Below are 25,188 nucleotides of genomic sequence, written 5' to 3' on the forward strand. Positions count from 1 at the left end.
CGTGTGGGATGTGCGTCTCCCCGGTGGTCACGGCCGCTCTCCGGCAGGTGGGGCGACCTCTCCCACGGGTGGGGCGATGGAGCGGTGCATGGTGGTGACGGCGCCGAACCCCATCAGGCGTCGCAGGTAGGGCGTCTGTTCGGTGCGGACCGCGGTGAATCCGTGCCGTTCGTAGAGGGCGCGTGCGCGGGGATTGACGTCGATGACGTCAAGCCGGACCTCGTCGCAGAGGTGGTCGACGGCGACCCGGAACGTCTCCCGCAGGAGCAGGCTGCCGATGCCGTTGCCGCGGAAGTCCGCGTCGACTGCGATGCCGTCCATGACGAGCTGTCCTGGTGCCGGGGTGCGTTCGAGCAGGGCCAGAACTGCGAGTCGCGGGATTCCTCTGAACAGGCCGTACGTATTGAAGACATCGGTCACGCCTCCGCCGGTGAGTCCGTGCCCGTCGAGCTGGAAGCCGGCCACTCCCACTACCTGGTCGCCGGCGAGTGCCACCACGGCCCGGTCCCGGTGCAGATGTGTCGCGATGAAGTGCCTGCCTGTGGCGGGTGGGTTGAGCGCTGCGCCCAGTTTCCGGCCGAACGCCTCCCAGTACAGCTCGGCGACGCGTTCCTCGGCTCCGTCCGGCACGCCGCGCCGGACGGTCATCGGTCCGCCTTCAGCGGTGTTCCTTGCGTCCCGTGTGTTCTCCCCATTGGCCATTCCCGGCCCGCCTCGCTTCTCGTCCTGCGTGCCGTAGCGATGTCTCTATCTACTGTAGTACGTTCGTATGCTAAACGAGCGTTTCTAAATCAATAGATAGGGGTGGGTGTGCGATCGCGACAACGCGGGGGTGTGCCCGGGGGCAGGCGTCGCCGGGCGAAAGCAGTGATCTGGTCCCTGGTCGGCGTGCTGCTGGTGACAGCGGGGCTGGGCGGAGTGGTGATCTGGCGGAACTCCTACGACATCCGGGAGGAGCGAGTCACCCTCCAGCAGGGTGGAGGCGCGCTCGACGGCGTGCTGGCCACGCCGAAGGACGGCCGGGGGCCGTACGGGCTGGTCGTCTTCGTTCACGGGGACGGGCCGGTCGACGCCACCCATGACACCTTCTACCGGCCGCTGTGGGAGTCGTTCGCCAGAGCCGGGTATGCCTCACTGTCCTGGAGCAAGCCCGGAGTGGGGGGCTCGTCGGGCAACTGGCTGGACCAGAGCATGGAGGACCGGGTCGACGAGACGATGGATGCCATCTCCTGGGCGCGTCAGCGGCCGGACATCGACAGTCGCCGCATCGGACTGTGGGGAGCGAGCCAGGCGGGATGGGTACTGCCCAAGGTTGCAGCCCGCACTCCCGGCCTGCGGTTCGTCATCGCCATATCCCCGGCCGTGAACTGGCAGCAGCAAGGCCGCTACAACCTCCTCGCCCAGATGCGCGAGGACGGAGCCTCCGCCGAGCAGGTCGAGGCGGCGCTGCGGCGGCGGGAGGCCACGCTGCAACTGCTACGCCGCGGCGCGTCGTTCGAGGAGTACCGGGCTGAAGCCGGCGGCGCCCAGGGCATGACGGCCGAGCGATGGCGGTTCATCTCGAAGAACTACACCGCCGACGCCACAGCAGACCTGCGGGCCATTCGCGGGACGCCCGTCCTGCTGATCCTGGCCGGCCACGACATCAACGTCGACGTCGCCGACACCGAAACCGCCTACCGCAGGCTGCTCCAGGCCCCCGGCTTACAGGTCGAGCACTATCCCGACGCCACTCACTCCCTGGTGAAGCACGGTGTTGAACAATCGGAGGTCAGGGTCACGCTGACTGCGCTCTTCGCGCCCAGGGCCCTGTTCGCGAGCGGGTACCTCGCCGACCAGCGCCGCTTCCTCCAGCACGTCGACGACGAAAGCAACGGAGAGACGGCGTGACCGGCACGATGACGCAGCCGACGGCCGCAAGTGCGGCAGTGCGACGGATCGCGGACATCGACGCGCTGCGGGGCTTCGCGCTCTTCGGCATCCTGATGGTCAACATCACCTACCTCGCCTCCGCCTACCATGGCACCGGCCTGGAAGACCCCGGCTTCGACTCACCTGCCGACCGCGCTGTGCGCTTTCTGGTGGCGATGCTGTTCGAGGCCAAGTTCTACCTGCTGTTCTCCTTCTTGTTCGGCTACAGCTTCACCCTGCAAATGAAGTCCGCCGAACGCGGGGGCGTCCGCTTTGCCCACCGCTTCCTGCGCCGCCTCGCAGCGTTGTTCGCGCTCGGCGCCTTCCATGCCATCGTTCTCTTCCCCGGTGACATCCTCACCACCTACGCCCTGTTGGGCCTGATCCTGCTCATCGCTCGCCGCGGCCGGCCCCGCAAGGTGGTGCGCATCGCGGTCGTGCTGTTCACGGTTACAGCCGCCGGCTACTTGCTGCTCGGCCTCGCTCAGCACGCGGCGGGCGATGGTGGCATCGACTCGGCCTCCGTGGCAGCCCACGCCCAGCAGACCACCGGCGCGCTGCGCGGCAGCCCGGGTTCGGTGATCGGGGCGCACTTCAAGCAGCTGCCGGATGTCGCGTTCATGCTCATCTTCTTCCAAGCCCCTGCTGCTCTGGCCGCCTTCCTGCTCGGCCTCGCCGCAGGCAAGCACGAGGTCCTGGCCGACGTCACTCGCCACGAGCGGTTGCTGCGGCGGCTGCAGTGGGTCGGCTTCCCCATCGGGCTGGCCAGCGGCGTGGCTTACGCGCACGCGAGCCTGGAGCATCCGGGCAGCGCCTACCAGCTTTTCGCGCTGGGCGCGGATGTGGTGACCGCGCCCCTGCTGGCCGCCGCGTATGCGGCCACCGTGCTGCGGCTGATATCCACCGGTCGAGGCCGCCGCCTCGCCGCCGTCCTGGCTCCGGCGGGCCGGATGAGCTTGACCAACTACCTCGCCCAGTCACTGGTCTGCGCCCTGCTCTTCACCGGATTCGGTGCCGCGCTGGTGGGCCGCGTGCCACCGCCGCTGGTGACGGGCATCGCGCTGGGCCTGTTCGCATGCCAGGTCGTGGCCAGCCGGTGGTGGCTGTGCCGTCACCCTTACGGTCCGGTCGAGTGGCTGCTGCGAGCGGTGACCAACGCCGCCCGGCCAAGCTGGCGTAGCCGAGAGCGTGGCTGAGCCTCTCGTACGGAATCAGCAGCGGCAGGCCAGTGAGGAGGACGCGTTCGTGTCCGGGCGTCAGGCGGGCTGCCGGACAACTTCAGCTCCTACGATCATCGATGCTCGGGTACGCGCCGAGCGGAAGAATCTGCGGTCTGGACGGTAGTGCGGCGCGGGAGGGCCTGTGATGCGGGCCAAGACGCGGCACGCGAAAGGGGTGGGCCCCGCCGGATGACCGGCGGGGCCCACCCCGTGAGGCGTGCTCAGCGAGCGACGTTCGCCGTCGCCTTGCTGATGGCGGTCCCGTCGCTGTGCCCGGTGCGGCGGGCGGTCACCTTCACCGTGATCTTCCTTCCGCGCTGGGCGGGGGCCAGCTTCAGCGAGGAACCGGTGGCGCCCTTGATCGCCTTGCCGTCCGCGTACCACTGGTAGGCGTGCGAGGACGGGCTGGGCGTCCAGGTGCCCTGGGCGGCCTTGAGCGTGTAGCCGGCCCTGGCGGTGCCCGAGATCGTGGGCGCCTTGGTGGCCTTCGGAGCGCTGCCCTTGGCGACCGTGACCGCGGGGGTCGTGGCGGTGCCGTCGGCGTGGCCCGGGCGGTGGGCGGTGACGGTGACGGTCAGCTTCTTGCCGAGCAGCGAGGCGGGCACGGTGTACGTGGACGCCGTCGCCCCGGAGATCACCTTGCCGTCAGCCCTCCACTGGTAGCCGTACGACGTGGCGGCCGGAGTCCAGGTGCCCTGCGTGAGGCCTAGCTTGGTGCCGACCGTCGCCGTGCCGCTGATCTTCGGGGCCGTGGTCGCCATAGGGGCGGCGCCCTGGGCGACCATTACGGCCGCCGAGGTGACGGCGGTTTCCCCACCGAGAAGATGGGCGGTGACGCTGACGGTGAGCTTCTTGCCGAGCAGCGAGGCGGGCACGGTGTACGTGGACGCCGTCGCCCCGGAGACGGCCTCGCCGTCCGCCTTCCACTGGTAGCCGTACGACGCCGGGGTGGGCGTCCAACTGCCTGGATTCGCGGTGAGGGTGGCGCCGACCTGGGCCGTGCCCTGGATGGCGGGAGCCGCGGTGTTGGCCAGCGAGGGCGGGGTGACGGTGAAGGTGCCCTGGGCGTACTCCCCTGCGTTGTGGGTGATGACGCTGAGGTTCCAGTCACCCGGGGCGGTCCCGGTCAGGTCCAGGACGGCCGTCAGGGTCCTGCGGTCGGCCGAAACCGACACGGTGGTCGACTCCACCCTGCTGCCGGGTCGGCTGAGCACCACCTTGTCGTCCTTGTGCAGGGCGGTACCGATCACGCTCACGGTCGCCTTCGTGCCGCTTTCGGCGGTGGTCGGGGTCACCGTGTAGACGCTGACTCGCTGCGTTCCGCAGATGGCGGAGGAGCAGGTGAGTTCCGCCCGGTAGGAGGTGTGCGACGCCTTCTTGGGCAGGCTCAGAACCATGATGCTGGGGGTGACGGCCCTGGTCTCCGGCTCGTTGACGGAGCATTCGTAGCCGGTGGGCTGCATCAGTGTGCAGCCGTTGTCGAGGCTCTTGCCGTACAGCGCGGGCACGGCGGTGTCGGTGGCCCCCGTGGTGTCACTGATCGCCACGTTGAAGCGGTCGTTGTACGCAGTCGGCAGTGTCGCGCAGACGGCAGTGTGCTGCTCGTCCAGGGTGCCGGTGATCGGACCGTACCCGTAGCTGATGTTGGGGACGGCCGTACACTCCCGGGCCGGCCCGGCGGCGGTCGCGATGCGCAGGGCGTCGAAGCGGTAGGGGTCGTCGGCCTTCTGGCTCCTCGGCACGGTGACGAGGACCTGGTAGTGGGTGGAGCCGGTGACCGCGCAGGCCTTGTTGGTGTAGCTGCTGCAGGCGACCTTCCCGTCCTCACCGAAAGCCAGGAGGCTCGCGGTGCCCAACGCATCGCGGACGTCGAGGTGCAGGGTGTCCTCGGCGTCGGCGGTGGTGACCTGGCGGCAGAGCAGCGTGTCCCCCGCGGCGAAGGTGCCGCCCGTGGACGGTCCGCCGACCGAGGTCGCGGGATTGGCGGTGCAGCCCTTCGCGGTGGAGGTGACGTCCCGGCGGGTCAGGGAGTAGGTGCCGGTTGTGTCGCTTCCGTTGACGAGGACGGTGTGCGCGGCGCCCGGCACGAGGTTGCAGGTGAGCCGGATGGCCGGCAAGGCGGGGCCCCGGCAGACCTGCCTGCTGTTCTTGTCCACGACCGAGAGGTACGCCGTGGCCGTCGTACCGGGGGCGGGCTGGAGCTGGAGGCTCTCCACCGTGCTGTGGTCACCGGCGGGAATGGTCAGGCAGTGCGAGAACACCCCGTCACCCGTGCTCAAGCGTGCGTGGGCGCTGTCGGAGGTGAAGTCGCCCGCCGGGAGTACCTGGCAGTCGTTCGGCGCGCTCGTGCGGTACAGGGCGAGGCGGTAGGAGCCGGTCGGCGTCTTCTGGTCGGCGGCGGAGACCAGGACACGGAACGGAGCGGTGCCGTTCAGCCCACAGGTGCCCCAGTTGAGGGTGGTCCCGTCGCACAACTGGGCGCCGGTGGCGTCGGCGACGGTGACGTCGATCCGCGGGATCTGGCCGCTGACGCTCTTCAGCGCGGCCATGCCGGAGCCCTTGGGCAGCGGCAGGGTAAGACAGTCCACCTCGCCGCTGTGGGTCAGGGTGCCCTGGTGGTTGCCGAGTTCGACGGCCTGGCAGCCGGTGGCGGCGGACCGGTCGAGGATCAGGGTGGCGTCGTCCGTGAGTACGGTGTAGTCGCCGGCGGCGGGCAGGGTGCAGGTGCCGTCCGATGTGCAGACGGTCCTGCCCGTGTGGTCGTACGTCTTCAGCCGGGAGCGATTCCCGTCATGGACCGCGTACACGTCGTAGCGCCCGGCGGCGGGCGCGGTGAAGACCTTGCAGCCGGAGGCCTGATCCACGGTGGTGGGCGCCGAGCCGTACACGTTGAGCGGGACGGGCGCGCAGCCGGCCGGGTCGGAGAGGCGGCGGATCTTCAGGGTGTACGCGGCGGGGAAGCCGCCCTCCACGTCGCCGATGCGGGCGAGGACCCGGTAGGGGCCGTCGCCGGGCAGGACGCAGCCTTCGCTGTTGTCGTCGTTCGAGCGCGGGCAGATCCGGGCACCGGACGCGTCGGTGATCCAGTACTGGCTGTCGCCGGAGTGCTTGTCGGTGCGGAGGTCGACCGTGATGCGCTCACCGGCCTTACCGGTGAAGGGCTGGCACATGATCGCCACCGGGCCGGGGGCGGAGCCCTTCACGACGGGGGCGTCCCACGCCGTTCCGGCCTCCGGGGCGCACTGGTCTGCGGTGTTCAGCGGCACGACGGCGACAGGAGTGTTGATCAGGTTCTGCCACCCCTGGTTGACCACCTTCAGGGTGTAGGCGCCGGCGCGGGGCAGGTCGCACCAGCCCTCGTCGCTCCGATCGGTTTGGTTGCAGTTCAGTTGGGTGGCGCCGTCGAAGACCTGGGAGTGGGTCTCGGCGTGGACCTTGCCGAGCACGATGCGGTGCAGCCCCGCCTTCGCGGCGGTGAAGCCGAAGCAGGCGCTGCTGCCGCCGGGGATCGTCGCCTTGCCGGCCGCGCTGCCCGGGTCCCCGAAGGGAGTGAGCGGCAGCGCGGCACAGTTGTCGCCGGCGGCGTCCGCGGCGGTGGGCGTGATATCCCGCGCCCACGCTGCTCCCGCCGGGAGCAGCGTGGACAGCAGGACGGACAACAGGACGGGCAGTGTGAGCAGAAGTGCGGTGCGCGGCGCAGGTCTGGCGGTCGTCGCACGCGGATGGCGTGACATTCCGTTCCCCCCGGGACGGTAAGGACATGGCCGCGCTCGCTGGTCCGGTGCGGCACATGACAAAGATGCGGCCATGATCGCACAGGAATCCGACAAAGAGAGCCTGAATTCGACTGGCGGGGCCACCGACCGGCGCCGGGTCCCCCATGGAATTAAGAGGAGCCAGTATTAAGCGCTCATCGGTCCATGTCTCCTTCCGGTGAGGCTCGTTGGGCTGGCGGAGGGGGAAGGGGGACGGCCCGCTGTGGCTGGTGTCGGACGACTTGTGGTGGCGGATTGAGCCCCTGCTGTCGGCGCGTGCACCCCGGCGTCGCCCTCCGGGTCGTCTACCGCTGGATGGCCGCAGGTGCCTGCAGGGGATCTTGTTCGTGCTGGATATGGCATCCAGTGGGAGTGGCTGCCGCAGGAATTCGGCTTCGGTGGCGGCGGCCACGTAGTGGTGCACGAGTGGTGCGAGGTCCCCAGATTCGGTCTGGACAACAATGAAGCCCCGGGCCGCTGGCCTGGGGCTTTTGTATGGAGCGGGTGACGGGAATCGAACCCGCGCTCTGAGCTTGGGAAGCTCATGTTCTACCATTAAACTACACCCGCGCGGCGGGCCGTGACCGGCACCGCATCGTCGCACACTGTACCCCATCGCTGGCCCCCGGTGTATTTCGCCGCGGGGCCTTTGCGCTGTCCGGGGCCCTGGCCCCGGGCTCTCTCGAAGGTCGGATGTGGCTGCGGGGCGCGGGAGTTGAGGCGTAACGTTGAACGGCGGAGTGCCGCGTGCGGCCCCGTCCCCTTCATCCTCTAATGTGGCCGTTCGTCCGCATTTGGTTGGGGAAGGGACCCGATGGACTTGATGGAGCGCACCGTCGTCCGCTGTGCCGAGGGGCATGTCTTCAGTACGGCTTCGTTTCCGATGCAGCAGCTCGGCGCCGATCGGATCGGGCCCGGGCGGCTCATCCGGTGTCCGCGTTGTGCGCGGCTGCGCAGTGTCGTGCCTGTGGAGCCCGCCAAGCGGTAGCGGGAGACGTCGCGGGGCGTAGCGGAACGTCAGGGAGAGGCACGGAGAGGAGCGCGCGGGGCCGTCCGATTGGGGTGGGCCCGTGCGCTCTGCGTATCCTCGGGGCGTGCTTCTCTCAGACAAGGATATCCGGGCCGAGATCGACGCCGGACGGGTCCGCATCGACCCGTACGACGCAACCATGGTGCAGCCCTCGAGCATCGATGTGCGGCTGGACCGCTACTTCCGGGTGTTCGAGAACCACCGCTATCCGCACATCGACCCCGCCGTCGAGCAGGCCGACCTGACGAGGCTGGTCGAACCCGAGGGTGACGAGCCGTTCATCCTGCACCCCGGGGAGTTCGTCCTCGCCTCGACGTACGAGGTCATCTCGCTGCCGGACGATCTCGCCTCGCGGCTCGAGGGGAAGTCCAGCCTGGGGCGGCTCGGGCTGGTCACGCACTCCACCGCCGGCTTCATCGACCCGGGGTTCTCCGGGCACGTCACGCTCGAGCTGTCGAATCTCGCGACGCTGCCCATCAAGCTCTGGCCGGGGATGAAGATCGGCCAGCTGTGCATGTTCCGGCTGAGCTCGCCGGCCGAGTTCCCGTACGGGAGCGAGCGCTACGGCTCGCGCTACCAGGGGCAGCGGGGACCGACCGCCTCGCGGTCCTTCCAGAACTTCCACCGGACTCAGGTGTGAGCCATGGCTGATGTCCGGGAGAACCTGACGTACGAGAAGTTCGGCGGCGCGATCCGTCAGCTCGCGCAGACCATCGCCGACGACGGCTACGAGCCGGACATCGTGCTCTCCATCGCGCGCGGCGGCGTCTTCGTCGCGGGCGGTCTCGCGTACGCCCTGGACTGCAAGAACATCCACCTGGTGAACGTGGAGTTCTACACCGGCGTGGGGACGACGCTGGAGATGCCGGTCATGCTCGCGCCGATGCCGAACGCGATCGACTTCTCCCGGAAGAAAGTCCTCATCGCCGACGACGTCGCCGACACCGGCAAGACGCTCAAGCTCGTGCACGACTTCTGCGTCGACCATGTCGCCGAGGTGCGCAGTGCCGTCATCTACGAGAAGTCGCACAGCCTCGTGAAGTGCGAATACGTGTGGAAGCGCACGGATGACTGGATCAACTTCCCGTGGTCGGTCGAACCGCCCGTCGTGCGGCGCGCGGGTCAGATTCTGGACGCCTGATCGGGCAGGAGCAACGGACGTGGGCCCCGGCATCCGTCGGGCCACGTCTGTTGCCGGGAACCGGGGCGCCCCGGTTGGCGGACACGCGATCTCAGAATGTGGGCATCTCACGGCGTGGACCGGAGCACGGAAGCGTCGTGGCTAGCATGGCGGAATGAGCGACGACACATCCGATGACGCCAACTACAGCCACTCACCGACCTCGCGGTCCGGTAAACCCACATCGCTGCGGACGCTCAGGCGCGCGACCCGGTGGGAGACGCTCGCCCTTGTCGTTGTGCTGCTAATCCTCGCGTTCGCCTTCGCCTAGCCAGTCGTCGACGGCGCGCAGGCCGGGTCCGGTGGCCTAGGGCGGTGCGTCCGGCTCGGCCGGGAAGGTGCCGGACATGCGCAGGGCCCCCGCCTCGTCATTGGCGGGGGCCCTGCGCAGTCTCAGATCGTGCCCAGCTTGATGATCGACAGCAGCGCGATCAGCTGGATCGCCGACGCTCCCAGCGCCTTCGGCCACGGCAGATCGTGCGACTTGCTCACCATCGACGTGAACAGCGCGCCCGCCGCCAGCCAGGTCGCCCAGCCGAGTATCTGGACCAGGGAGTTCTCGCCGCCCAGGAAGAGCGCGAAGACCAGGCGTGGCGCGTCCGTGATGGACATGATCAGCATGGAGAGGCCGACCGTCGGCTGCCAGGCGCCGTCGCCGCCGAGCTGGCGGGCCAGGGTGTGGGTCACCGCGCCCAGGATCAGGCCGCCGATGACGAACGCCACCGCCGTCGTCAGGACGTACGGAATGGCCGTGGAGATCGTCGCGTTGATCGTCTCCTCGCGGGCCTTGTCGAAGCCGAAGAGCGCGAGCAGGCCGTAGAGGAACGTGACGATCAGCGCCGGGCCCCACACGGGGTAGTCGCGCATCTGCCAGAACGTCGGGCCCGGGCGCAGCACGATGCCGCTCAGCAGCTGCTTCCAGTGCAGCCGCGGGCCCGCCGGCGCAGCTGTTGAAGCGCCCGCGCGGTAGGTCGCGCCGTTGCCGTACGGGTCCTCGTCGATGCTGAACGCCTGCGTGTGGCCAGGGGAGTTGGCATACGGGTCGCCGTGCGGGTGCTGCTGCTGGTACGGGTCGCCGAAGTACTCCGGTTCGCCGTACGGGCCCTGGGGCTGGCCCTGTTGTTGGTAGCCGCCGCCCGCCTGGGGCCACTGCGGCGGTTGTTGCTGCTGCGCATGCGGCGGCCCCGCATGGCCGCCACCGCCCCGGTAGGGCGGCGGTGCCTGCTGCGGTTGCTGCTGCTGCGACGTGCGGTTGTCCCGGCCGCGTCCGATCCTGAATCCAGCCACGTAATCGAACGTACCTGGTCCCGGAGAGTGAGGTGCCCGCGCTGGGGGAACCCACAGGCCTTTGCTGCCGACCTGTGACATCCCCTAGGGGATCCCGGGGGCGGCTGCGGAGGCGGTTCAGTGCAACCGGTTCGGTGCAGCCGGTTCAGTGCAGGAAGACCGACGTGCTGAAGGTAAGCAGCGCGGCCGTCCGCGCCGAGGCCGGATACAGCGCCACGACATCCGCCCGCTCGCCCCGGTGCGTACGAGTGAGAAGGTCGGGGCGCCTGTCGCCGTCGAAGTCCGCGTACTGCAGGACATCGGTCACCGGGCTCGTCTCGCCCGCCGGGAGGGCGGGGGACGGCGGGACGGACACGGCGGTGAAGCCGTAGCGGCCTCCCGCCCGGCCCGGGCCCTGCGGGCCGCCGAGCAGCAGTTTGCCCTTGGCCGCCGCGCCCGGCTCCGGGGCGCGGGCGGAGACCACCAGGTCGTCGTAGCCGTCGTCGTTGACGTCGGGCCGGGGGGAGGGCGCGGACAGGGCGGGGCCGCCCCCCTGGACCGGGGCCGTGGCCGCCCGCGGGGCGCCGGTGCGGGCGAAGGGCCCGCGCAGGAAGCTGACCCGGCCCGCGGACGCGGTGACCGCGAGGTCGGTGGAGCCGTCGCCGTCGAAGTCGCCGCAGACGGGGTGGTCGGGCCACTCGTTTCCGTAACGGGCCTGCTCGGGGATCCGCAGGACGACCGCCTTGCCCGCGAGCCCGGCCGGGGAGCCGAAGAGGACCTGGAGCGGTACGGGTGGGCGGCCGATGCCGTCGTACGGCGGGTCGGTGGCCACGATCAGGTCGGAGAAGCCGTCCTTGTCGAGGTCGCAGGCGGCCTCGGCGTCGAAGGCGGCGGGCAGGGTGCCGCCGACGGGCGCGGCGTTGGCCCGCGGGGTGAGCAGGCGGTGTACGGAGGGGTCGAGGGTGCGGGGGCCCGCGGTGCCGTAGACGACGCCGATGCCCGCGTCGTCGCCGTGGCTGTCGCCCGGTGCCTTCACCAGGTCGTTCAGTACGAGGTCGCGGTGGCCGTCGCCGTTGAAGTCGCCGGGGACGCGGCTGCCCTTGCCCCGGGGGACGGGCAGGGCGGCGGCCCGGGCGGCGAGCGGGGCGGTGTCGCCGTTCTTGGCGGGGGCGGGCCGCTGGGGCTCGGGCGTGCTCGTGCAGCCCGCCAGCAGCACCGCGCAGGCGCAGGCCGCGATCGCTGCCGCCGCGGGCCCCAGTCCTGTCCGCACAACCCACCTCGTCCGTCTCGTTCGTACTCAGCCGCCTCACGATGCTCGTTCGGCGTTCGCCTCAGGGCAATGGCTCCGGCGAGATCGCTGGCCAATGGTTATCCGGTGAGCATCCGTAGCTTCGTGGATGCCGCAGCCGCAAACGGCTACAGACACGGCAGATCAGGCATCAACTCACCGGCCTGGGCCGCGCGGTGCCGCGGCAACCGGCGTGCGCGTACGCATGCGGCAACTGACAGACAGAAGCGGCCGGTTCTGCCCCCGAGGCAGATCCGGCCGCTTCTGTGCAGTGCAGTCTTCCAGTCTTCCGGAACTACTTCACCGGCTCGGGCTCCGGTGCGTCCTGCGACTCCGTCTCGCCCGCGGGCTCGGCCGGAGGCGTCTTCACCGAGTCGAGCAGCAGCTGCGCGACATCCACGACCTGCAGGCTCTCCTTCGCCTTGCCGTCGTTCTTCTTGCCGTTGACGGAGTCCGTCAGCATGACGAGGCAGAACGGGCAGGCGGTCGAGACGATGTCCGGGTTCAGCGACAGCGCCTCGTCCACGCGCTCGGTGTTGATGCGCTTGCCGATCCGCTCCTCCATCCACATGCGCGCGCCACCGGCGCCACAGCAGAAGCCGCGCTCCTTGTGACGGTGCATCTCCTGCTGGCGCAGGCCCGGGACGGCGGACATGATCTCGCGCGGCGGCGTGTAGACCTTGTTGTGGCGGCCCAGGTAGCAGGGGTCGTGGTACGTGATCAGACCCTCGACCGGAGTCACCGGAATGAGCTTGCCCTCGTCGATGAGGTGCTGGAGCAGCTGCGTGTGGTGGATGACCTCGAACTCGCCGCCCAGCTGCGGGTATTCGTTCGCGATCGTGTTGAAGCAGTGCGGGCAGGTCGCGACGATCTTCTTCGACGACTTGGGCTTCTTGGTCGTCTCGTCCTCGTCGTCCTCGCCGTAGGCCATGTTCAGCATGGCCACGTTCTCCTGGCCGAGCTGCTGGAACAGCGGCTCGTTGCCCAGGCGCCGGGCGGAGTCACCCGTGCACTTCTCGTCGCCGCCCATGATCGCGAACTTCACGCCCGCGATGTGCAGCAGCTCCGCGAAGGCCTTGGTGGTCTTCTTGGCCCGGTCCTCCAGGGCGCCCGCGCAGCCGACCCAGTACAGGTAGTCGACCTCGCTCAGGTCCTCGACGTCCTTGCCGACGATCGGGACCTCGAAGTCGACCTCCTTGGTCCACTCGACGCGCTGCTTCTTGGCGAGCCCCCAGGGGTTGCCCTTCTTCTCCAGGTTCTTGAGCATCGTGCCCGCCTCGGACGGGAACGCGGACTCGATCATCACCTGGTAGCGGCGCATGTCGACGATGTGGTCGATGTGCTCGATGTCGACCGGGCACTGCTCCACGCACGCACCGCAGGTGGTGCAGGACCACAGGACGTCCGGGTCGATGACGCCGTTCTCCTCCAGCGTCCCGATCAGGGGGCGCTCCGCCTCCGCGAGAGCGGCCGCGGGGACGTCCTTGAGAGCCTCTGCCGAGGCCTTCTCCTCGCCCTCCATCGTCTTGCCGCCGCCGGCCAGCAGATACGGGGCCTTGGCGTGCGCGTGGTCGCGCAGCGACATGATCAGGAGCTTGGGGGACAGCGGCTTTCCGGTGTTCCAGGCCGGGCACTGCGACTGGCAGCGTCCGCACTCCGTACACGTGGAGAAGTCGAGGATGCCCTTCCAGGAGAACTGCTCGACCTGGGAGACGCCGAAGACGTCGTCCTCGCCCGGGTCCTCGAAGTCGATCTCCTTGCCGCCGCTCGTCATCGGCTGGAGGGCGCCGAGAGCGGTGGAGCCGTCGGCGTTCCGCTTGAACCAGATGTTCGGGAAGCCGAGGAAGCGGTGCCAGGCGACACCCATGTTGGTGTTGAGCGAGACCGTGATCATCCAGATCAGCGAGGTGCCGATCTTGATCATCGCGGTGAAGTAGATCAGCGTCTGGAGCGTGGGGACGCTCAGCCCGTTGAAGGCCAGGACCAGGGGGTACGAGACGAAGTACGCCGGCTCGTAGCTGTCGACGTGGTGGATCGCGCCCTCGAGCCCGCGCAGGGCGAGGATCGCGAGGCCGATCGTGAGGATGACGTACTCGACGAAGTACGCCTGCCAGGCCTTGGAGCCCGCGAAGCGCGACTTGCGGCCCGCCCGCGAGGGCAGGTTGAGCAGCCGGATCGCCATCAGCACGACGATGCCGACCACGGTCATGATGCCGATGAACTCGATGTACATCTCGAACGGCAGGAAGCCGCCGATGACCGGCAGCGTCCAGTCCGCCTCGAAGAGTTGGCCGTACGCCTGTGCCAGGGTCGGCGGGAGCGTCAGGAAACCGATCGCGACGAACCAGTGGGCGAAGCCCACGATCCCCCACCGGTTCATCCGGGTGTGGCCGAGGAACTCCTTGACCAGGGTGATCGTGCGCTGCTTCGGGTCGTCGGTGCGGCTGCCTGCCGGGACCGGCTGACCGAGCTTCACGAAGCGGTAGATCTGCGCGACGGCTCGGGCGATGAGCGCAACGCCGACCACGGTCAGGACCAGCGACACGATGATCGCGGCGAGTTGCATTTGGGGGCTCCTCGGGCCTGCGAGGGTGGGGATCTCGACAGTCTACTAAGCGGTAACTTAATCAGTCCGTGCTGAGCGTACCCACTTATTCCGCCGCACTGTAGCCACGCAGCCGGTGATCTGTGTCGCTCAGGCAAGCCTGACCGGACGGGCCGCGCGGCGTCCGGCGATCGCGGTCGGCAGGGTCCGGACCAGGATCAACAGGTCCAGTCCCAGCCAGTGCTGCTCCACATAATGTAGATCGAGCACGCCCATTTCCTCCCAGGGGAGCTCGGAGCGGCCGCTGATCTGCCACAGACCCGTGATTCCGGGGCGTACGCAGAGACGTGCCCGGCCCGCGACGGAGGCGTCTTCGCCGGGCGGCAGTGGCCGGGGACCCACGAGCGACATCTCCCCGCGCACCACATTGACCAGCTGCGGCAGATTGTCCAGGAAGTGGCGGCGCAGCAGCCGTCCGGCGGGCGAGGCCGGTGTCGTACGGAACGACAGCATCGCAAACGTGGACCCGCCCAGGCCCGTCCTGTCGCGGCGGGTCAGGAGCGGGCCCCGGGTGGTCGAGGCGACGGCGGCGGTCAGGGCGAGCAGCACGGGGGACAGGAGCAGCAGCAGGATCAGGCTGCCCGTCAGGTCGATGGCTCGCTTCGCAGGCATGGACGCACGCCCTTTGGCTTCTCTTGACCGCTTTTGCGGCTCTGACTCTCCCAGATGGGGGCATCCGTGAAGGGGTGCGCCACGCGCTGCGGCGGACTTGGGGTGCAGGTCGGGGGGTGGGCTGCAGGTAAGTGCCGGATAAAAGTTGAGTGGGGTCGACTCAGCTCTGTTGACGTCGTCGGCTCGGTCATGCATCCTTGAGCCAGATCCACTCAAGTCAGCTGGAGGAATTGAAATGGCACGTGCGGTCGGCATCGACCTGGGCACGACTAACTCCGTCGTCAGCGTTCTGGAGGGCGGCGAGCCCACCGTCATCACCAACGCCGAGGGTGCCAGGACCACGCCGTCCGTCGTCGCCTTCGCGAAGAACGGTGAGGTGCTGGTCGGCGAGGTAGCGAAGCGTCAGGCAGTCACGAACGTCGACAGGACCATCCGGTCGGTCAAGCGCCACATGGGCACCGACTGGAAGATCGAGCTCGACGGGAAGACCTTCAACCCGCAGCAGATGAGCGCCTTCATCCTGCAGAAGCTGAAGCGCGACGCGGAGTCCTACCTCGGCGAGAAGGTCACCGACGCGGTGATCACCGTCCCGGCGTACTTCAACGACTCCGAGCGTCAGGCCACCAAGGAGGCCGGTGAGATCGCGGGTCTGAACGTCCTGCGTATCGTCAACGAGCCGACGGCGGCCGCCCTGGCCTACGGCCTCGACAAGGACGACCAGACCATCCTCGTCTTCGACCTCGGTGGCGGCACCTTCGACGTGTCGCTGCTGGAGATCGGCGACGGCGTCGTCGAGGTGAAGGCCACCAACGGTGACAACCACCTCGGTGGTGACGACTGGGACCAGCGCGTCGTCGACTACCTGGTGAAGCAGTTCGCCAACGGTCACGGCGTGGACCTGTCCAAGGACAAGATGGCTCTCCAGCGTCTCCGCGAGGCCGCGGAGAAGGCGAAGATCGAGCTGTCGTCGTCCACCGAGACGAACATCAACCTGCCCTACATCACGGCCTCCGCCGAGGGCCCGCTGCACCTGGACGAGAAGCTCACGCGCGCTCAGTTCCAGCAGCTCACCGCGGACCTCCTGGAGCGCTGCAAGACGCCGTTCCACAACGTCATCAAGGACGCCGGCATCCAGCTGTCCGAGATCGACCACGTGGTTCTGGTCGGCGGCTCGACCCGTATGCCCGCCGTCGCCGAGCTCGTCAAGGAGCTCACCGGCGGCCAGGACGCCAACAAGGGTGTGAACCCCGACGAGGTCGTCGCCATCGGTGCCGCTCTTCAGGCCGGTGTCCTCAAGGGTGAGGTCAAGGACGTCCTGCTCCTCGACGTGACCCCGCTGTCCCTCGGTATCGAGACCAAGGGCGGCATTATGACCAAGCTGATCGAGCGCAACACCACGATCCCGACCAAGCGTTCCGAGATCTTCACGACGGCCGAGGACAACCAGCCGTCCGTGCAGATCCAGGTCTACCAGGGCGAGCGCGAGATCGCGGCGTACAACAAGAAGCTCGGGATGTTCGAGCTGACCGGTCTGCCGCCGGCCCCGCGCGGGGTCCCGCAGATCGAGGTCGCCTTCGACATCGACGCCAACGGCATCATGCACGTGACCGCGAAGGACCTGGGCACGGGCAAGGAGCAGAAGATGACCGTCACCGGCGGCTCCTCGCTGCCGAAGGACGAGGTCGACCGGATGCGCCAGGAGGCCGAGCAGTACGCGGACGAGGACCACCGCCGCCGCGAGGCCGCCGAGTCCCGCAACCAGGGCGAGCAGCTCGTCTACCAGACCGAGAAGTTCCTCAAGGACAACGAGGACAAGGTCCCCGGTGACGTCAAGACCGAGGTCGAGACCGCGCTCACCGAGCTGAAGGAGAAGCTCAAGGGCGAGGACACGGCCGAGATCCGCACGGCGACCGAGAAGGTCGCCGCGGTCAGCCAGAAGCTCGGCCAGGCGATGTACGCCAACGCCGCCCCCGAGGGTGGCGCGGCCCCCGGCGCCGATGGCGCCCAGGCCGGTGAGCAGCCCCAGGCCGAGGACGATGTGGTCGACGCCGAGATCGTCGACGACGAGAAGCCGAAGAAGGACGGTGCCGCGTGACGGAGGAGACCCCGGGTTTCGAGGAGAAGCCCGACGTCCCCTCAGGCGCCACCTCTGACGACGCCGCCGCGTCCGCCGAGTCCTCCGAGAGGGAGGGCCCGGCGGCCCCGGCAGGGGACGCAGCAGCAAAGATCGCAGGCCTGACGGCTCAGCTGGACCAGGTGCGTACGGCGCTCAACGAGCGCACCGCGGACCTCCAGCGGCTCCAGGCCGAGTACCAGAACTACCGCCGTCGTGTGGAGCGCGACCGGATCACGGTCAAGGAGATCGCCACGGCGTCTCTGCTGACCGAGCTCCTGCCCATGCTCGACGACATCGGCCGTGCGCGTGATCACGGGGAGCTGGTGGGCGGGTTCAAGTCGGTTGCCGAGTCTCTCGAGACGGCCGCAGCCAAGATGGGCCTGCAGCAGTTCGGCAAGGAGGGCGAGCCCTTCGACCCGACGATCCACGAGGCCCTGATGCACTCGTACGCACCGGATGTCACCGAGACCACGTGCGTCGCGGTCCTGCAGCCGGGGTATCGCATCGGCGAACGGACCATCAGGCCCGCACGGGTCGCGGTGGCCGAGCCCCAGCCGGGCGCGGCGCCCGCGACCTCGAAGGACGAGACGGCGAACGACGAGGAGAGCGGTGGCCCGGACGAGGGCTGACGCAATGATTGTCCGAGAGGAGGGACGTCGATGAGCACGAAGGACTTCGTCGAGAAGGACTACTACAAGGTCCTCGGCGTCCCCAAGGACGCCACCGAGGCCGAGATCAAGAAGGCGTACCGGAAGCTCGCCCGCGAGTTCCACCCGGACGCCAACAAGGGCGATGCCAAGGCGGAGGAGCGCTTCAAGGAGATCTCCGAGGCCCATGACATCCTCGGCGACCCGAAGCGGCGCAAGGATTACGACGAGGCACGCGCCCTCTTCGGCAACGGTGGCTTCCGCGCCGGTGCGCCGGGCGGCCCCGGCGGCTCCTTCAACTTCGACCTGGGCGACCTCTTCGGCGGCGCCCAGGGCGGCACGCAAGGGGGCGCCGGCGGCTTCGGCGGCGGTCTCGGCGATGTCTTCGGCGGGCTGTTCAACCGCGGCGCCGGCCCGGGTACGCGTACCCAGCCGCGCCGTGGCCAGGACATCGAGTCCGAGGTGACGCTCAGCTTCACCGAAGCGGTCGACGGGGCCACGGTCCCGCTGCGGATGTCCAGCTCGGCCGCCTGCAAGGCCTGTTCGGGCACCGGCGACAAGAACGGCACGCCCCGCGTGTGCCCGACCTGTGTCGGCACCGGCCAGGTCTCGCGCGGCGGCAGCGGCTCCTTCTCGCTCACCGACCCGTGCGTGGACTGCAAGGGCCGCGGGCTGATCGCGCAGGACCCCTGCGAGGTCTGCAAGGGCAGCGGGCGCGCCCGTTCCTCGCGCACCATGCAGGTCCGGATCCCGGCGGGCGTCTCCGACGGCCAGCGGATCCGGCTGCGCGGCAAGGGAGCCCCCGGCGAACGGGGCGGCCCGGCGGGCGACTTGTACGTGGTCGTGCATGTCGACTCCCATCCGGTCTTCGGCCGCAAGGGCGACAACCTCACGGTCACCGTGCCCGTCACCTATACGGAGGCGGCGCTCGGCGGCGAGGTGAAGGTGCCCACGCTCGGCGGTCCGCCGGTCACGCTGAAGCTGCCCGCGGGGACACCCAACGGCCGTACGATGCGTGCCCGCGGCAAGGGCGCGGTCCGCAAGGACGGCACCCGCGGCGACCTGCTGGTCACCGTCGAGGTCGCGGTCCCCAAGGAGCTGGGCGACAAGGCGAAGGAAGCGCTGGAGGCCTACCGCGAAGCCACCGCGGACGAGGACCCGCGGGCCGAGCTGTTCCAGGCCGCGAAGGGAGCATGAGATGGACGGTCGTCGCCGCAACCCCTACGAACTGACCGACGAGTCGCCGGTGTACGTCATTTCGGTGGCGGCCCAGCTCTCGGGCTTGCATCCGCAGACGCTGCGGCAGTACGACCGGCTTGGTCTCGTGTCCCCCGACCGCACCGCGGGACGGGGCCGCCGATACAGTGCCCGTGACATCGAACTGCTGCGCACCGTCCAGCAGTTGTCGCAGGACGAGGGCATCAACCTGGCCGGAATCAAGCGCATCATCGAACTGGAGAACCAGGTCGCTGCGCTTCAGCAAAGGGTTGTCGAGCTGTCGGCCGCAGTCGAGGGAGCGGCTGCGGCGATGCAGCAGCGCGAGGCCCAGGTGCATGCCTCCTACCGGCGCGATCTCGTGCCGTACCAGGATGTGCAGCAGGCGAGCGCGCTGGTGGTCTGGCGACCCAAGCGTTCCGAATAGGCCATGTCTCGGTCCGAAGGGGCGGTGGAGCAACGCGAGTTGCTCCACCGCCCCTTCTGCATATGGGTTTCGGTCAGGTTCAGGACTGGTGTTCCAGCATTCCCGACTGGGCGATCAGATAGCCCAGCTGGGTCCGGCTGCCGCTGCCCAACGAGGAGCCCAGCTTGGCGATATGGGCCCGGCAGGTACGGACGTTCATCCCGAGCCGGCGGGCGATCGCCTCGTCCACATGCCCTTCTACCAGCAGTTTCGCGATCGAGCGCTGGATGCCGGTGATGCCGTCCAGGTCCGGTCCGTAACTGATCGGCTCCTCCCACGCGATGCCGTGCAGCCAGAACTGCTCGAAGACGCCGACCAGATACTCGACGATGCCCTTGTGCCGCAGTTCCAGCGCGGACAGCCGGTCGCTGCTCGCCGGGATGAAGGCCACTCTCCGGTCCACGATGATCAGCCGGTCGATGATCTCCTCCAGCGTGCGCACCTCCACGCCGGAGGGCCCCACCTGCTCCATGTAGGCGAGCGTGGCGGGGTGGTGGCGGGCCGTGTGCTGGTAGAGCGTGCGCATGCGGACGCCGCGGTCGATGAGCGGCTCCACGCGGCGCAGCGCCTTTTCCAGGATGTGCGGCTGTCGCCCGCTGCCGGGCTGGACAGTGAGAAGCTCCTCGGTGCAGTCTGCGGTGACCTGGTCGAGGGTTGTGTTGATGCGGTTGAGGCCCTCGAGGACGGTAATCCCTTGTGGGACCGTGGAGTTCTGAGCGGTGAACGCCATGAATGGCTCAAGAGCATCGGTCAGAGCGACAGTTCGTCGTCGGCGCTCTTGGATCTCCCGCTCAATGGGGTGTATCAGCTGTGTCAGCGCAGTGGTCGGCGGGACCGGTCGGAGCCACTGAGCGTCGTCGGGATCCGGGTGCAGCAGGGCGAGATCGAAGAGGCAGGGTGTTGATTCCGCCTCTGACCGGGCTATACGCCCGGTGCGCAGTGCGGTGATGTAGAGACTTTTCCCCGCCTCGCACAGCTCGCCGTCTGCGTGAGGGTGTCCCGTTTCGCCCTCATTAGATGGCATATGCACCCCCTCAGGCTCCTGCATTACAGGAACATGATGCCTGCCGTCGCTGGTGCAAGCGTTCGGAGTGAGACATCGTCTTATGCGCGGGGGAGGAGGAATGATCAAAAGAGGTGGAGATCACCCATGTCTAGGACGCTACGTGCTCTTTGTGCTCTTGCCATAGCGGCGGCCGCGCTCGGTGCGGTGGCCTCCGGTGAGCCCTCCTGGGGTAGCTCTCCCGCCAGCGCGGTGACGGCAGCTCCTGGGGAACCGTCGTGGGGTTTCGCTCCCGCTGACGCTGTGGCCGGAACGCCCGGTGAGCCCTCCTGGGGCGTCGTGGCACCGGCGGATGCGTCGGCTCCCGGTGAGCCTTCATGGGGTGTCGCTCCGGCTGACGCCGCGGGCACGCCCGGTGAGCCCTCATGGGGTGTCGCTCCGGCCCGCACGGACGCATGACCGTTCCACCGGACGACCGGGTCTTCCGGCGTGAGATGGCTACGGCTTATCGATCGGGGTGGCATTTCATCGACCTCGTCACGGCAATCCCCCACCGTGGCGACTCGTTGATGGTCACCCTCTTCGGAGAGCCGATTGTCGTGGCACGCGAGGAGGACGAAGACGTCCGTGCGTATCGGTGCCTTCGCCGGCCCCGTGGAGCTCCGCAGCCCGTCCGCTGTGCCATCCGGTACGGCATGATTTTCGTCAATCTCGATCAACGTGATCACCAGTTGGTCGAGCCCGACACCACCACCGCCACCCCCCGCAGTGCCTGAGCGGTTCCCCCGTCGTTGTAAATCGCTCAGGCGCTTCCCCCACACAGCGGCGCCATCGTGGACCTGAAACGCGATGGCGCCGCTGTGCTTTTCCCGTACGGAAGCCATGTACGGGAAGGTGAGCCCGGCTAGGCCCGGCCCATCGCCCGCGTCAGGGCGATCTCGATCAGCACCCGGTCCGGATTCGGGGCCGGTGTGCGCCCGTAGCGTTCCGCGTAACGCTCCACCGCGTCCGCGATGAGCTCGGGCTCCGTGCGGACCCTCGCGCGGCCCTCCAGGGTCGCCCAGCGCCCCTTGTCGACCTGGCAGACCGCGACCGGCGCCCCGTCCGGGCCCGCGGCCAGGATGTTTGCGACCTTGTGGCTGTGCTTATTGGTGATGACGCGCGCGAATCCGCCCTCCGGGTCGTACGTGACGCCGACCGCGACGACGTGAGGGGTGCCGTCCTGGCGCGGGGTCGTCAGTGTGCACATGTGGTACTCACGCCAGAAGGTGAGGAAGGACGCGTCGGGACTGCGCGGATCGATGGCCATGCCCCGGAACCTACCGGCGGCGGCTACCCTTTCACAGGTTGAGTGGAATAGACTCAACTTTGTGCACGCTGAATGAGTCAGTGTGAGGGAACAGGCCCCTACCAGCGAGGAGGAGAGACCGCAGTGGACGCCGAGCTGACCAACAAGAGCCGGGATGCGCTCAACGCCGCCACCAGTCGGGCGGTGTCCGCCGGGCATCCCGATCTGACCCCCGCGCATCTGCTGCTCGCGCTGCTCGCGGGCGAGGACAACGAGAACATCGTGGATCTGCTGGCCGCCGTCGAGGCGGACCAGGTGGCCGTGCGCGCCGGGGCCGAGCGGGTGCTCGCGGCCCAGCCCAGCGTGACCGGCTCGACCGTCGCCCCGCCCCAGCCCAACCGGGAGCTGCTGGCGGTCATCGCCGACGCCGACCGGCGGGCCAAGGAGCTCGGCGACGAGTATCTGTCCACCGAGCACCTGCTCATCGGTATCGCCGCCAAGGGCGGGCGGGCCGGAGAGGTGCTGGCCCGGCAGGGGGCCACGGCGAAGAAGCTGCAGGACGCGTTCGAGAAGGTAAGGGGAGGGCGCCGGGTGACAACCCCCGACCCCGAGGGGCAGTACAAGGCACTGGAGAAGTTCGGTACGGACTTCACCGCCGCCGCCCGCGAGGGCAAGCTCGACCCGGTCATCGGCCGGGACCAGGAGATCCGCCGGGTCGTCCAGGTGCTGTCCCGCCGCACCAAGAACAACCCGGTGCTGATCGGTGAGCCCGGCGTCGGCAAGACCGCCGTCGTCGAAGGGCTCGCGCAGCGCATCATCAAGGGCGATGTCCCCGAGTCCCTCAAGAACAAGCGGCTCGTCTCGCTGGATCTCGGCGCGATGGTCGCAGGTGCGAAGTACCGCGGTGAGTTCGAGGAGCGGCTGAAGACCGTCCTTTCCGAGATCAAGGGGAGCGACGGCCAGATCATCACCTTCATCGACGAGCTGCACACCGTGGTGGGCGCGGGCGCCGGCGGCGACTCGGCCATGGACGCGGGCAACATGCTCAAGCCGATGCTGGCGCGCGGCGAGCTGCGCATGGTCGGCGCCACCACGCTCGACGAGTACCGCGAGCGGATCGAGAAGGACGCGGCGCTGGAGCGGCGCTTCCAGCAGGTGCTGGTCGACGAGCCGACCGTCGAGGACACGATCGCGATCCTGCGCGGGCTCAAGGGCCGCTACGAGGCGCACCACAAGGTGCAGATCGCGGACAGCGCGCTGGTCGCCGCCGCGACCCTGTCCGACCGGTACATCACCTCGCGCTTCCTGCCCGACAAGGCCATCGACCTCGTCGACGAGTCCGCCTCCCGGCTGCGGATGGAGATCGACTCCTCCCCGGTCGAGATCGACGAGCTGCAGCGCGCCGTGGACCGGCTGAAGATGGAGGAACTCGCGCTCAAGAACGAGACCGACCCCGGCTCCAGGCAGCGCCTCGAGAAGCTGCGCCGCGACCTCGCCGACAAGGAGGAGGAGCTGCGCGGTCTCACGGCGCGCTGGGAGAAGGAGAAGCAGGGCCTCAACCGCGTCGGTGAGCTGAAGGAGAAGCTCGACGAGCTGCGCGGCCAGGCCGAACGGGCCCAGCGCGACGGCGACTTCGACACCGCGTCCAAGCTGCTGTACGGGGAGATCCCCGACCTGGAGCGTGAGCTGGAGGAGGCATCCGAGGCGGAGCAGGAGGCCGCCAAGGACACCATGGTCAAGGAGGAGGTCGGCCCCGACGACATCGCCGATGTGGTGGCCTCCTGGACCGGCATTCCGGCCGGGCGGCTGCTTGAGGGCGAGACGCAGAAGCTGCTGCGGATGGAGCAGGAGCTGGGCAAGCGGCTGATCGGCCAGAGCGAGGCCGTCCAGGCCGTGTCCGACGCGGTACGCAGGACGCGCGCCGGGATCGCCGACCCCGACCGGCCCACCGGCTCGTTCCTCTTCCTCGGCCCGACCGGTGTCGGCAAGACCGAACTGGCCAAGGCGCTCGCGGACTTCCTCTTCGACGACGAGCGGGCGATGGTCCGTATCGACATGTCGGAGTACGGCGAGAAGCACTCCGTCGCCCGCCTCGTCGGCGCCCCGCCGGGGTACGTCGGCTACGAGGAGGGCGGCCAGCTCACCGAGGCCGTCCGCAGGCGCCCGTACTCCGTCGTCCTGCTCGACGAGGTGGAAAAGGCACACCCCGAGGTCTTCGACATCCTGCTTCAGGTACTCGACGACGGGCGGCTGACCGACGGCCAGGGGCGGACGGTGGACTTCCGCAACACCATCCTGGTCCTGACCTCGAACCTCGGCAGCCAGTATCTGGTCGAGCCGCTCACCAGCGGCGAGGAGAAGAAGCAGCAGGTCCTGGAGGTCGTACGGGCCTCCTTCAAGCCGGAGTTCCTCAACCGGCTCGACGACCTGGTGGTCTTCTCCGCGCTGAGCAAGGAGGAGCTGAGCCGGATCGCCGAGCTGCAGATCGGGCGCCTCGCCAAGCGTCTGGCCGAGCGCCGGCTGACGCTGGAGGTCACTCCTGAGGCGCTTCAGTGGCTGGCCGACGAGGGCATGGACCCGGCGTACGGAGCGCGCCCGCTGCGCCGCCTGGTGCAGACCGCGATCGGCGACCGGCTCGCGAAGGAGATCCTCGCGGGCGAGATCACGGACGGCGACACGGTGCGGGTGGACCGTTTCGGGGACGGCCTGATCGTCGGACCGGCCACCGGCGAGACCGGACCGGCCACAGGAGAGAACGGACCGGCCACAGGAAAGACGCTGTAAGGGGCCGCCGTAAGAGTCGCTCGGACTACGCCACGAGCGGACCCGTCGGGTGGGGGTTGCCAGCCCCCGCCCGAGATGGGGGAGGATGGCGGGAACCGTACGAAGGGAAATCCACGGTGACCATCGATCCGTCCTCGATTCCGAATTTCGGGGGCCAGCCCCAGCCTCAGGCCGCAGGACCGGCGGGCCCCGTCGTTCCCGACCAGGACCTGGTCAAGCAGCTCCTCGACCAGATGGAACTGAAGTACGTCGTCGACGACGAGGGTGACCTCGCGGCGCCGTGGGAGGAATTCCGTACGTACTTCATGTTCCGCGGCGAGGACGACCAGCAGGTCTTCTCCGTGCGGACCTTCTACGACCGTCCGCACGCCGTCGAGGACAAGCCGAAGATCCTCGACGCGGTCGACGACTGGAACCGTCGCACGCTGTGGCCCAAGGTCTACACCCACCTCCACGAGGAAGAGGAGGACGGCCCCACCATCCGCCTCATCGGCGAGGCCCAGATGCTGATCGGCACGGGCGTCAGCCTGGAGCACTTCGTCTCCTCGACGGTCAGCTGGGTCCGTGCCGCCATCGAGTTCGACAAGTGGCTCGCGGAGCAGCTCGGCCTGGAGACGGCGGACGAGAAGCCCGCCGACGAGAAGCCCGACGACGAGGCCTGAGCGGATACGTCCCGCAGGCGAACGACAGCCCGGCCGGTGCGACGGTCACCACGACCGCCGCCCTCGGCCGGGCTTTTGTACTGCTGACACGCTCGCAGGCCTATCGTGAGGGCCGGATCTCCTGGTTGACGGCCTCACTC

The 25,188-nt window shown here is 68.8% G+C and carries 20 protein-coding genes, 1 tRNA gene and 1 pseudogene; 13 read left to right on the forward strand and 9 right to left on the reverse strand.

From position 1 onward, the window contains the following. Nucleotides 1–27: 27 nt before the first annotated feature. Nucleotides 28–648, reverse strand: a complete 621-nt coding sequence (locus OG741_RS21300; protein WP_405600184.1) for a GNAT family N-acetyltransferase — start codon at nucleotides 646–648, stop codon at nucleotides 28–30. A gap of 219 nt (nucleotides 649–867) precedes the next feature. Here OG741_RS21300 and OG741_RS21305 point away from each other — a divergent pair, with 219 nt between their 5' ends. Both OG741_RS21305 and OG741_RS21310 read left to right on the forward strand, forming a co-directional pair. Further along, on the forward strand, nucleotides 868–1,890 hold the full coding sequence (locus tag OG741_RS21305) for an alpha/beta hydrolase family protein (RefSeq protein WP_405600186.1): 1,023 nt from the start codon (nucleotides 868–870) through the stop codon (nucleotides 1,888–1,890). After that, nucleotides 1,887–3,107: a DUF418 domain-containing protein gene (locus OG741_RS21310; RefSeq protein WP_405600188.1), complete on the forward strand. Its 1,221-nt coding sequence runs from the start codon at nucleotides 1,887–1,889 to the stop codon at nucleotides 3,105–3,107. The genes OG741_RS21305 and OG741_RS21310 overlap by 4 nt, the downstream gene beginning before the upstream one ends. Nucleotides 3,108–3,352: 245 nt before the next feature. On the opposite strand, the gene OG741_RS21315 is transcribed toward OG741_RS21310, so the two are convergent. Next, nucleotides 3,353–6,865 (reverse strand): hypothetical protein, encoded by a 3,513-nt coding sequence (locus OG741_RS21315; RefSeq protein WP_405600190.1) that lies wholly within the window; start codon nucleotides 6,863–6,865, stop codon nucleotides 3,353–3,355. Between the two features lie 242 nt (nucleotides 6,866–7,107). Here OG741_RS21315 and OG741_RS21320 point away from each other — a divergent pair. Continuing rightward, nucleotides 7,108–7,292: pseudogene (locus tag OG741_RS21320) on the forward strand (transposase); the annotation flags it as partial. Nucleotides 7,293–7,382: 90 nt separating this feature from the next. On the opposite strand, the gene OG741_RS21325 reads toward OG741_RS21320, so the two are convergent. Then, nucleotides 7,383–7,456, reverse strand: a tRNA-Gly gene (locus tag OG741_RS21325). 524 nt (nucleotides 7,457–7,980) lie between these two features. Here OG741_RS21325 and dcd point away from each other — a divergent pair. The 3 genes from dcd to OG741_RS21340 all read left to right on the forward strand — a co-directional run bounded on the left by dcd (nucleotide 7,981) and on the right by OG741_RS21340 (nucleotide 9,367). Further along, on the forward strand, nucleotides 7,981–8,556 hold the full coding sequence (gene dcd, locus OG741_RS21330; RefSeq protein ID WP_324987674.1) for a dCTP deaminase: 576 nt from the start codon (nucleotides 7,981–7,983) through the stop codon (nucleotides 8,554–8,556). 3 nt (nucleotides 8,557–8,559) lie between these two features. Beyond that, entirely contained in the window at nucleotides 8,560–9,057 is a 498-nt protein-coding gene (locus tag OG741_RS21335; RefSeq protein WP_405600192.1) for a phosphoribosyltransferase, read from the forward strand. Between the two features lie 154 nt (nucleotides 9,058–9,211). After that, nucleotides 9,212–9,367 carry a hypothetical protein gene (locus OG741_RS21340; RefSeq protein ID WP_405600194.1) on the forward strand — a complete coding sequence of 52 codons (156 nt, stop codon included), beginning with the start codon at nucleotides 9,212–9,214 and terminating at the stop codon, nucleotides 9,365–9,367. Nucleotides 9,368–9,489: 122 nt separating this feature from the next. Here the strand turns inward: OG741_RS21340 and OG741_RS21345 are convergent, their stop codons facing one another. The 4 genes from OG741_RS21345 to OG741_RS21360 form a co-directional block, all read right to left on the reverse strand. Further along, the gene (locus OG741_RS21345) at nucleotides 9,490–10,383 is read right to left on the reverse strand and encodes a Yip1 family protein (RefSeq protein ID WP_405600196.1); all 894 of its coding nucleotides are present in this window, start codon (nucleotides 10,381–10,383) and stop codon (nucleotides 9,490–9,492) included. 145 nt (nucleotides 10,384–10,528) lie between these two features. Continuing rightward, nucleotides 10,529–11,632, reverse strand: a complete 1,104-nt coding sequence (locus OG741_RS21350) for an FG-GAP repeat domain-containing protein (RefSeq protein ID WP_405600198.1) — start codon at nucleotides 11,630–11,632, stop codon at nucleotides 10,529–10,531. 313 nt (nucleotides 11,633–11,945) lie between these two features. Continuing rightward, nucleotides 11,946–14,216, reverse strand: coding sequence for a (Fe-S)-binding protein (locus OG741_RS21355; RefSeq protein ID WP_266480048.1), 2,271 nt, complete (start codon nucleotides 14,214–14,216; stop codon nucleotides 11,946–11,948). A gap of 129 nt (nucleotides 14,217–14,345) precedes the next feature. Further along, a complete protein-coding gene (locus tag OG741_RS21360; protein ID WP_405600200.1) occupies nucleotides 14,346–14,867 on the reverse strand; it encodes a sugar transferase in 522 nt (173 codons plus the stop codon). A 235-nt stretch (nucleotides 14,868–15,102) separates the two neighbouring features. On the opposite strand from OG741_RS21360, the gene dnaK reads away from it, so the two are divergent. From dnaK to OG741_RS21380, 4 genes are read left to right on the forward strand one after another with little or no spacing between them, the layout of a single operon-like run. Beyond that, the gene (gene dnaK, locus OG741_RS21365) at nucleotides 15,103–16,962 is read left to right on the forward strand and encodes a molecular chaperone DnaK (protein WP_405600202.1); all 1,860 of its coding nucleotides are present in this window, start codon (nucleotides 15,103–15,105) and stop codon (nucleotides 16,960–16,962) included. After that, nucleotides 16,959–17,612, forward strand: a complete 654-nt coding sequence (gene grpE / locus OG741_RS21370) for a nucleotide exchange factor GrpE (protein WP_405600203.1) — start codon at nucleotides 16,959–16,961, stop codon at nucleotides 17,610–17,612. The genes dnaK and grpE overlap by 4 nt, the downstream gene beginning before the upstream one ends. A gap of 30 nt (nucleotides 17,613–17,642) precedes the next feature. Further along, the gene (gene dnaJ, locus OG741_RS21375; protein ID WP_266480037.1) at nucleotides 17,643–18,827 is read left to right on the forward strand and encodes a molecular chaperone DnaJ; all 1,185 of its coding nucleotides are present in this window, start codon (nucleotides 17,643–17,645) and stop codon (nucleotides 18,825–18,827) included. Nucleotide 18,828: 1 nt separating this feature from the next. Further along, nucleotides 18,829–19,272 (forward strand): heat shock protein transcriptional repressor HspR, encoded by a 444-nt coding sequence (locus OG741_RS21380; RefSeq protein WP_266480035.1) that lies wholly within the window; start codon nucleotides 18,829–18,831, stop codon nucleotides 19,270–19,272. A gap of 79 nt (nucleotides 19,273–19,351) precedes the next feature. On the opposite strand, the gene OG741_RS21385 is transcribed toward OG741_RS21380, so the two are convergent. Next, a complete protein-coding gene (locus OG741_RS21385) occupies nucleotides 19,352–20,335 on the reverse strand; it encodes a helix-turn-helix transcriptional regulator (protein WP_324979456.1) in 984 nt (327 codons plus the stop codon). A gap of 434 nt (nucleotides 20,336–20,769) precedes the next feature. Here OG741_RS21385 and OG741_RS21390 point away from each other — a divergent pair, with 434 nt between their 5' ends. Next, entirely contained in the window at nucleotides 20,770–21,090 is a 321-nt protein-coding gene (locus OG741_RS21390) for a (2Fe-2S)-binding protein (RefSeq protein ID WP_142214562.1), read from the forward strand. A 128-nt stretch (nucleotides 21,091–21,218) separates the two neighbouring features. On the opposite strand, the gene OG741_RS21395 is transcribed toward OG741_RS21390, so the two are convergent. Continuing rightward, nucleotides 21,219–21,623, reverse strand: coding sequence for a pyridoxamine 5'-phosphate oxidase family protein (locus tag OG741_RS21395; RefSeq protein ID WP_405600208.1), 405 nt, complete (start codon nucleotides 21,621–21,623; stop codon nucleotides 21,219–21,221). 123 nt (nucleotides 21,624–21,746) lie between these two features. On the opposite strand from OG741_RS21395, the gene clpB reads away from it, so the two are divergent. Both clpB and OG741_RS21405 read left to right on the forward strand, forming a co-directional pair. Then, a complete protein-coding gene (gene clpB, locus OG741_RS21400; protein WP_405600210.1) occupies nucleotides 21,747–24,386 on the forward strand; it encodes an ATP-dependent chaperone ClpB in 2,640 nt (879 codons plus the stop codon). A 116-nt stretch (nucleotides 24,387–24,502) separates the two neighbouring features. After that, entirely contained in the window at nucleotides 24,503–25,048 is a 546-nt protein-coding gene (locus tag OG741_RS21405; protein ID WP_266480030.1) for a YbjN domain-containing protein, read from the forward strand. Nucleotides 25,049–25,188 lie beyond the last annotated feature (140 nt).

It is taken from the genome of Streptomyces sp. NBC_01410 (assembly GCF_045040195.1).
Classification (GTDB): Bacteria; Actinomycetota; Actinomycetes; order Streptomycetales; family Streptomycetaceae; genus Streptomyces.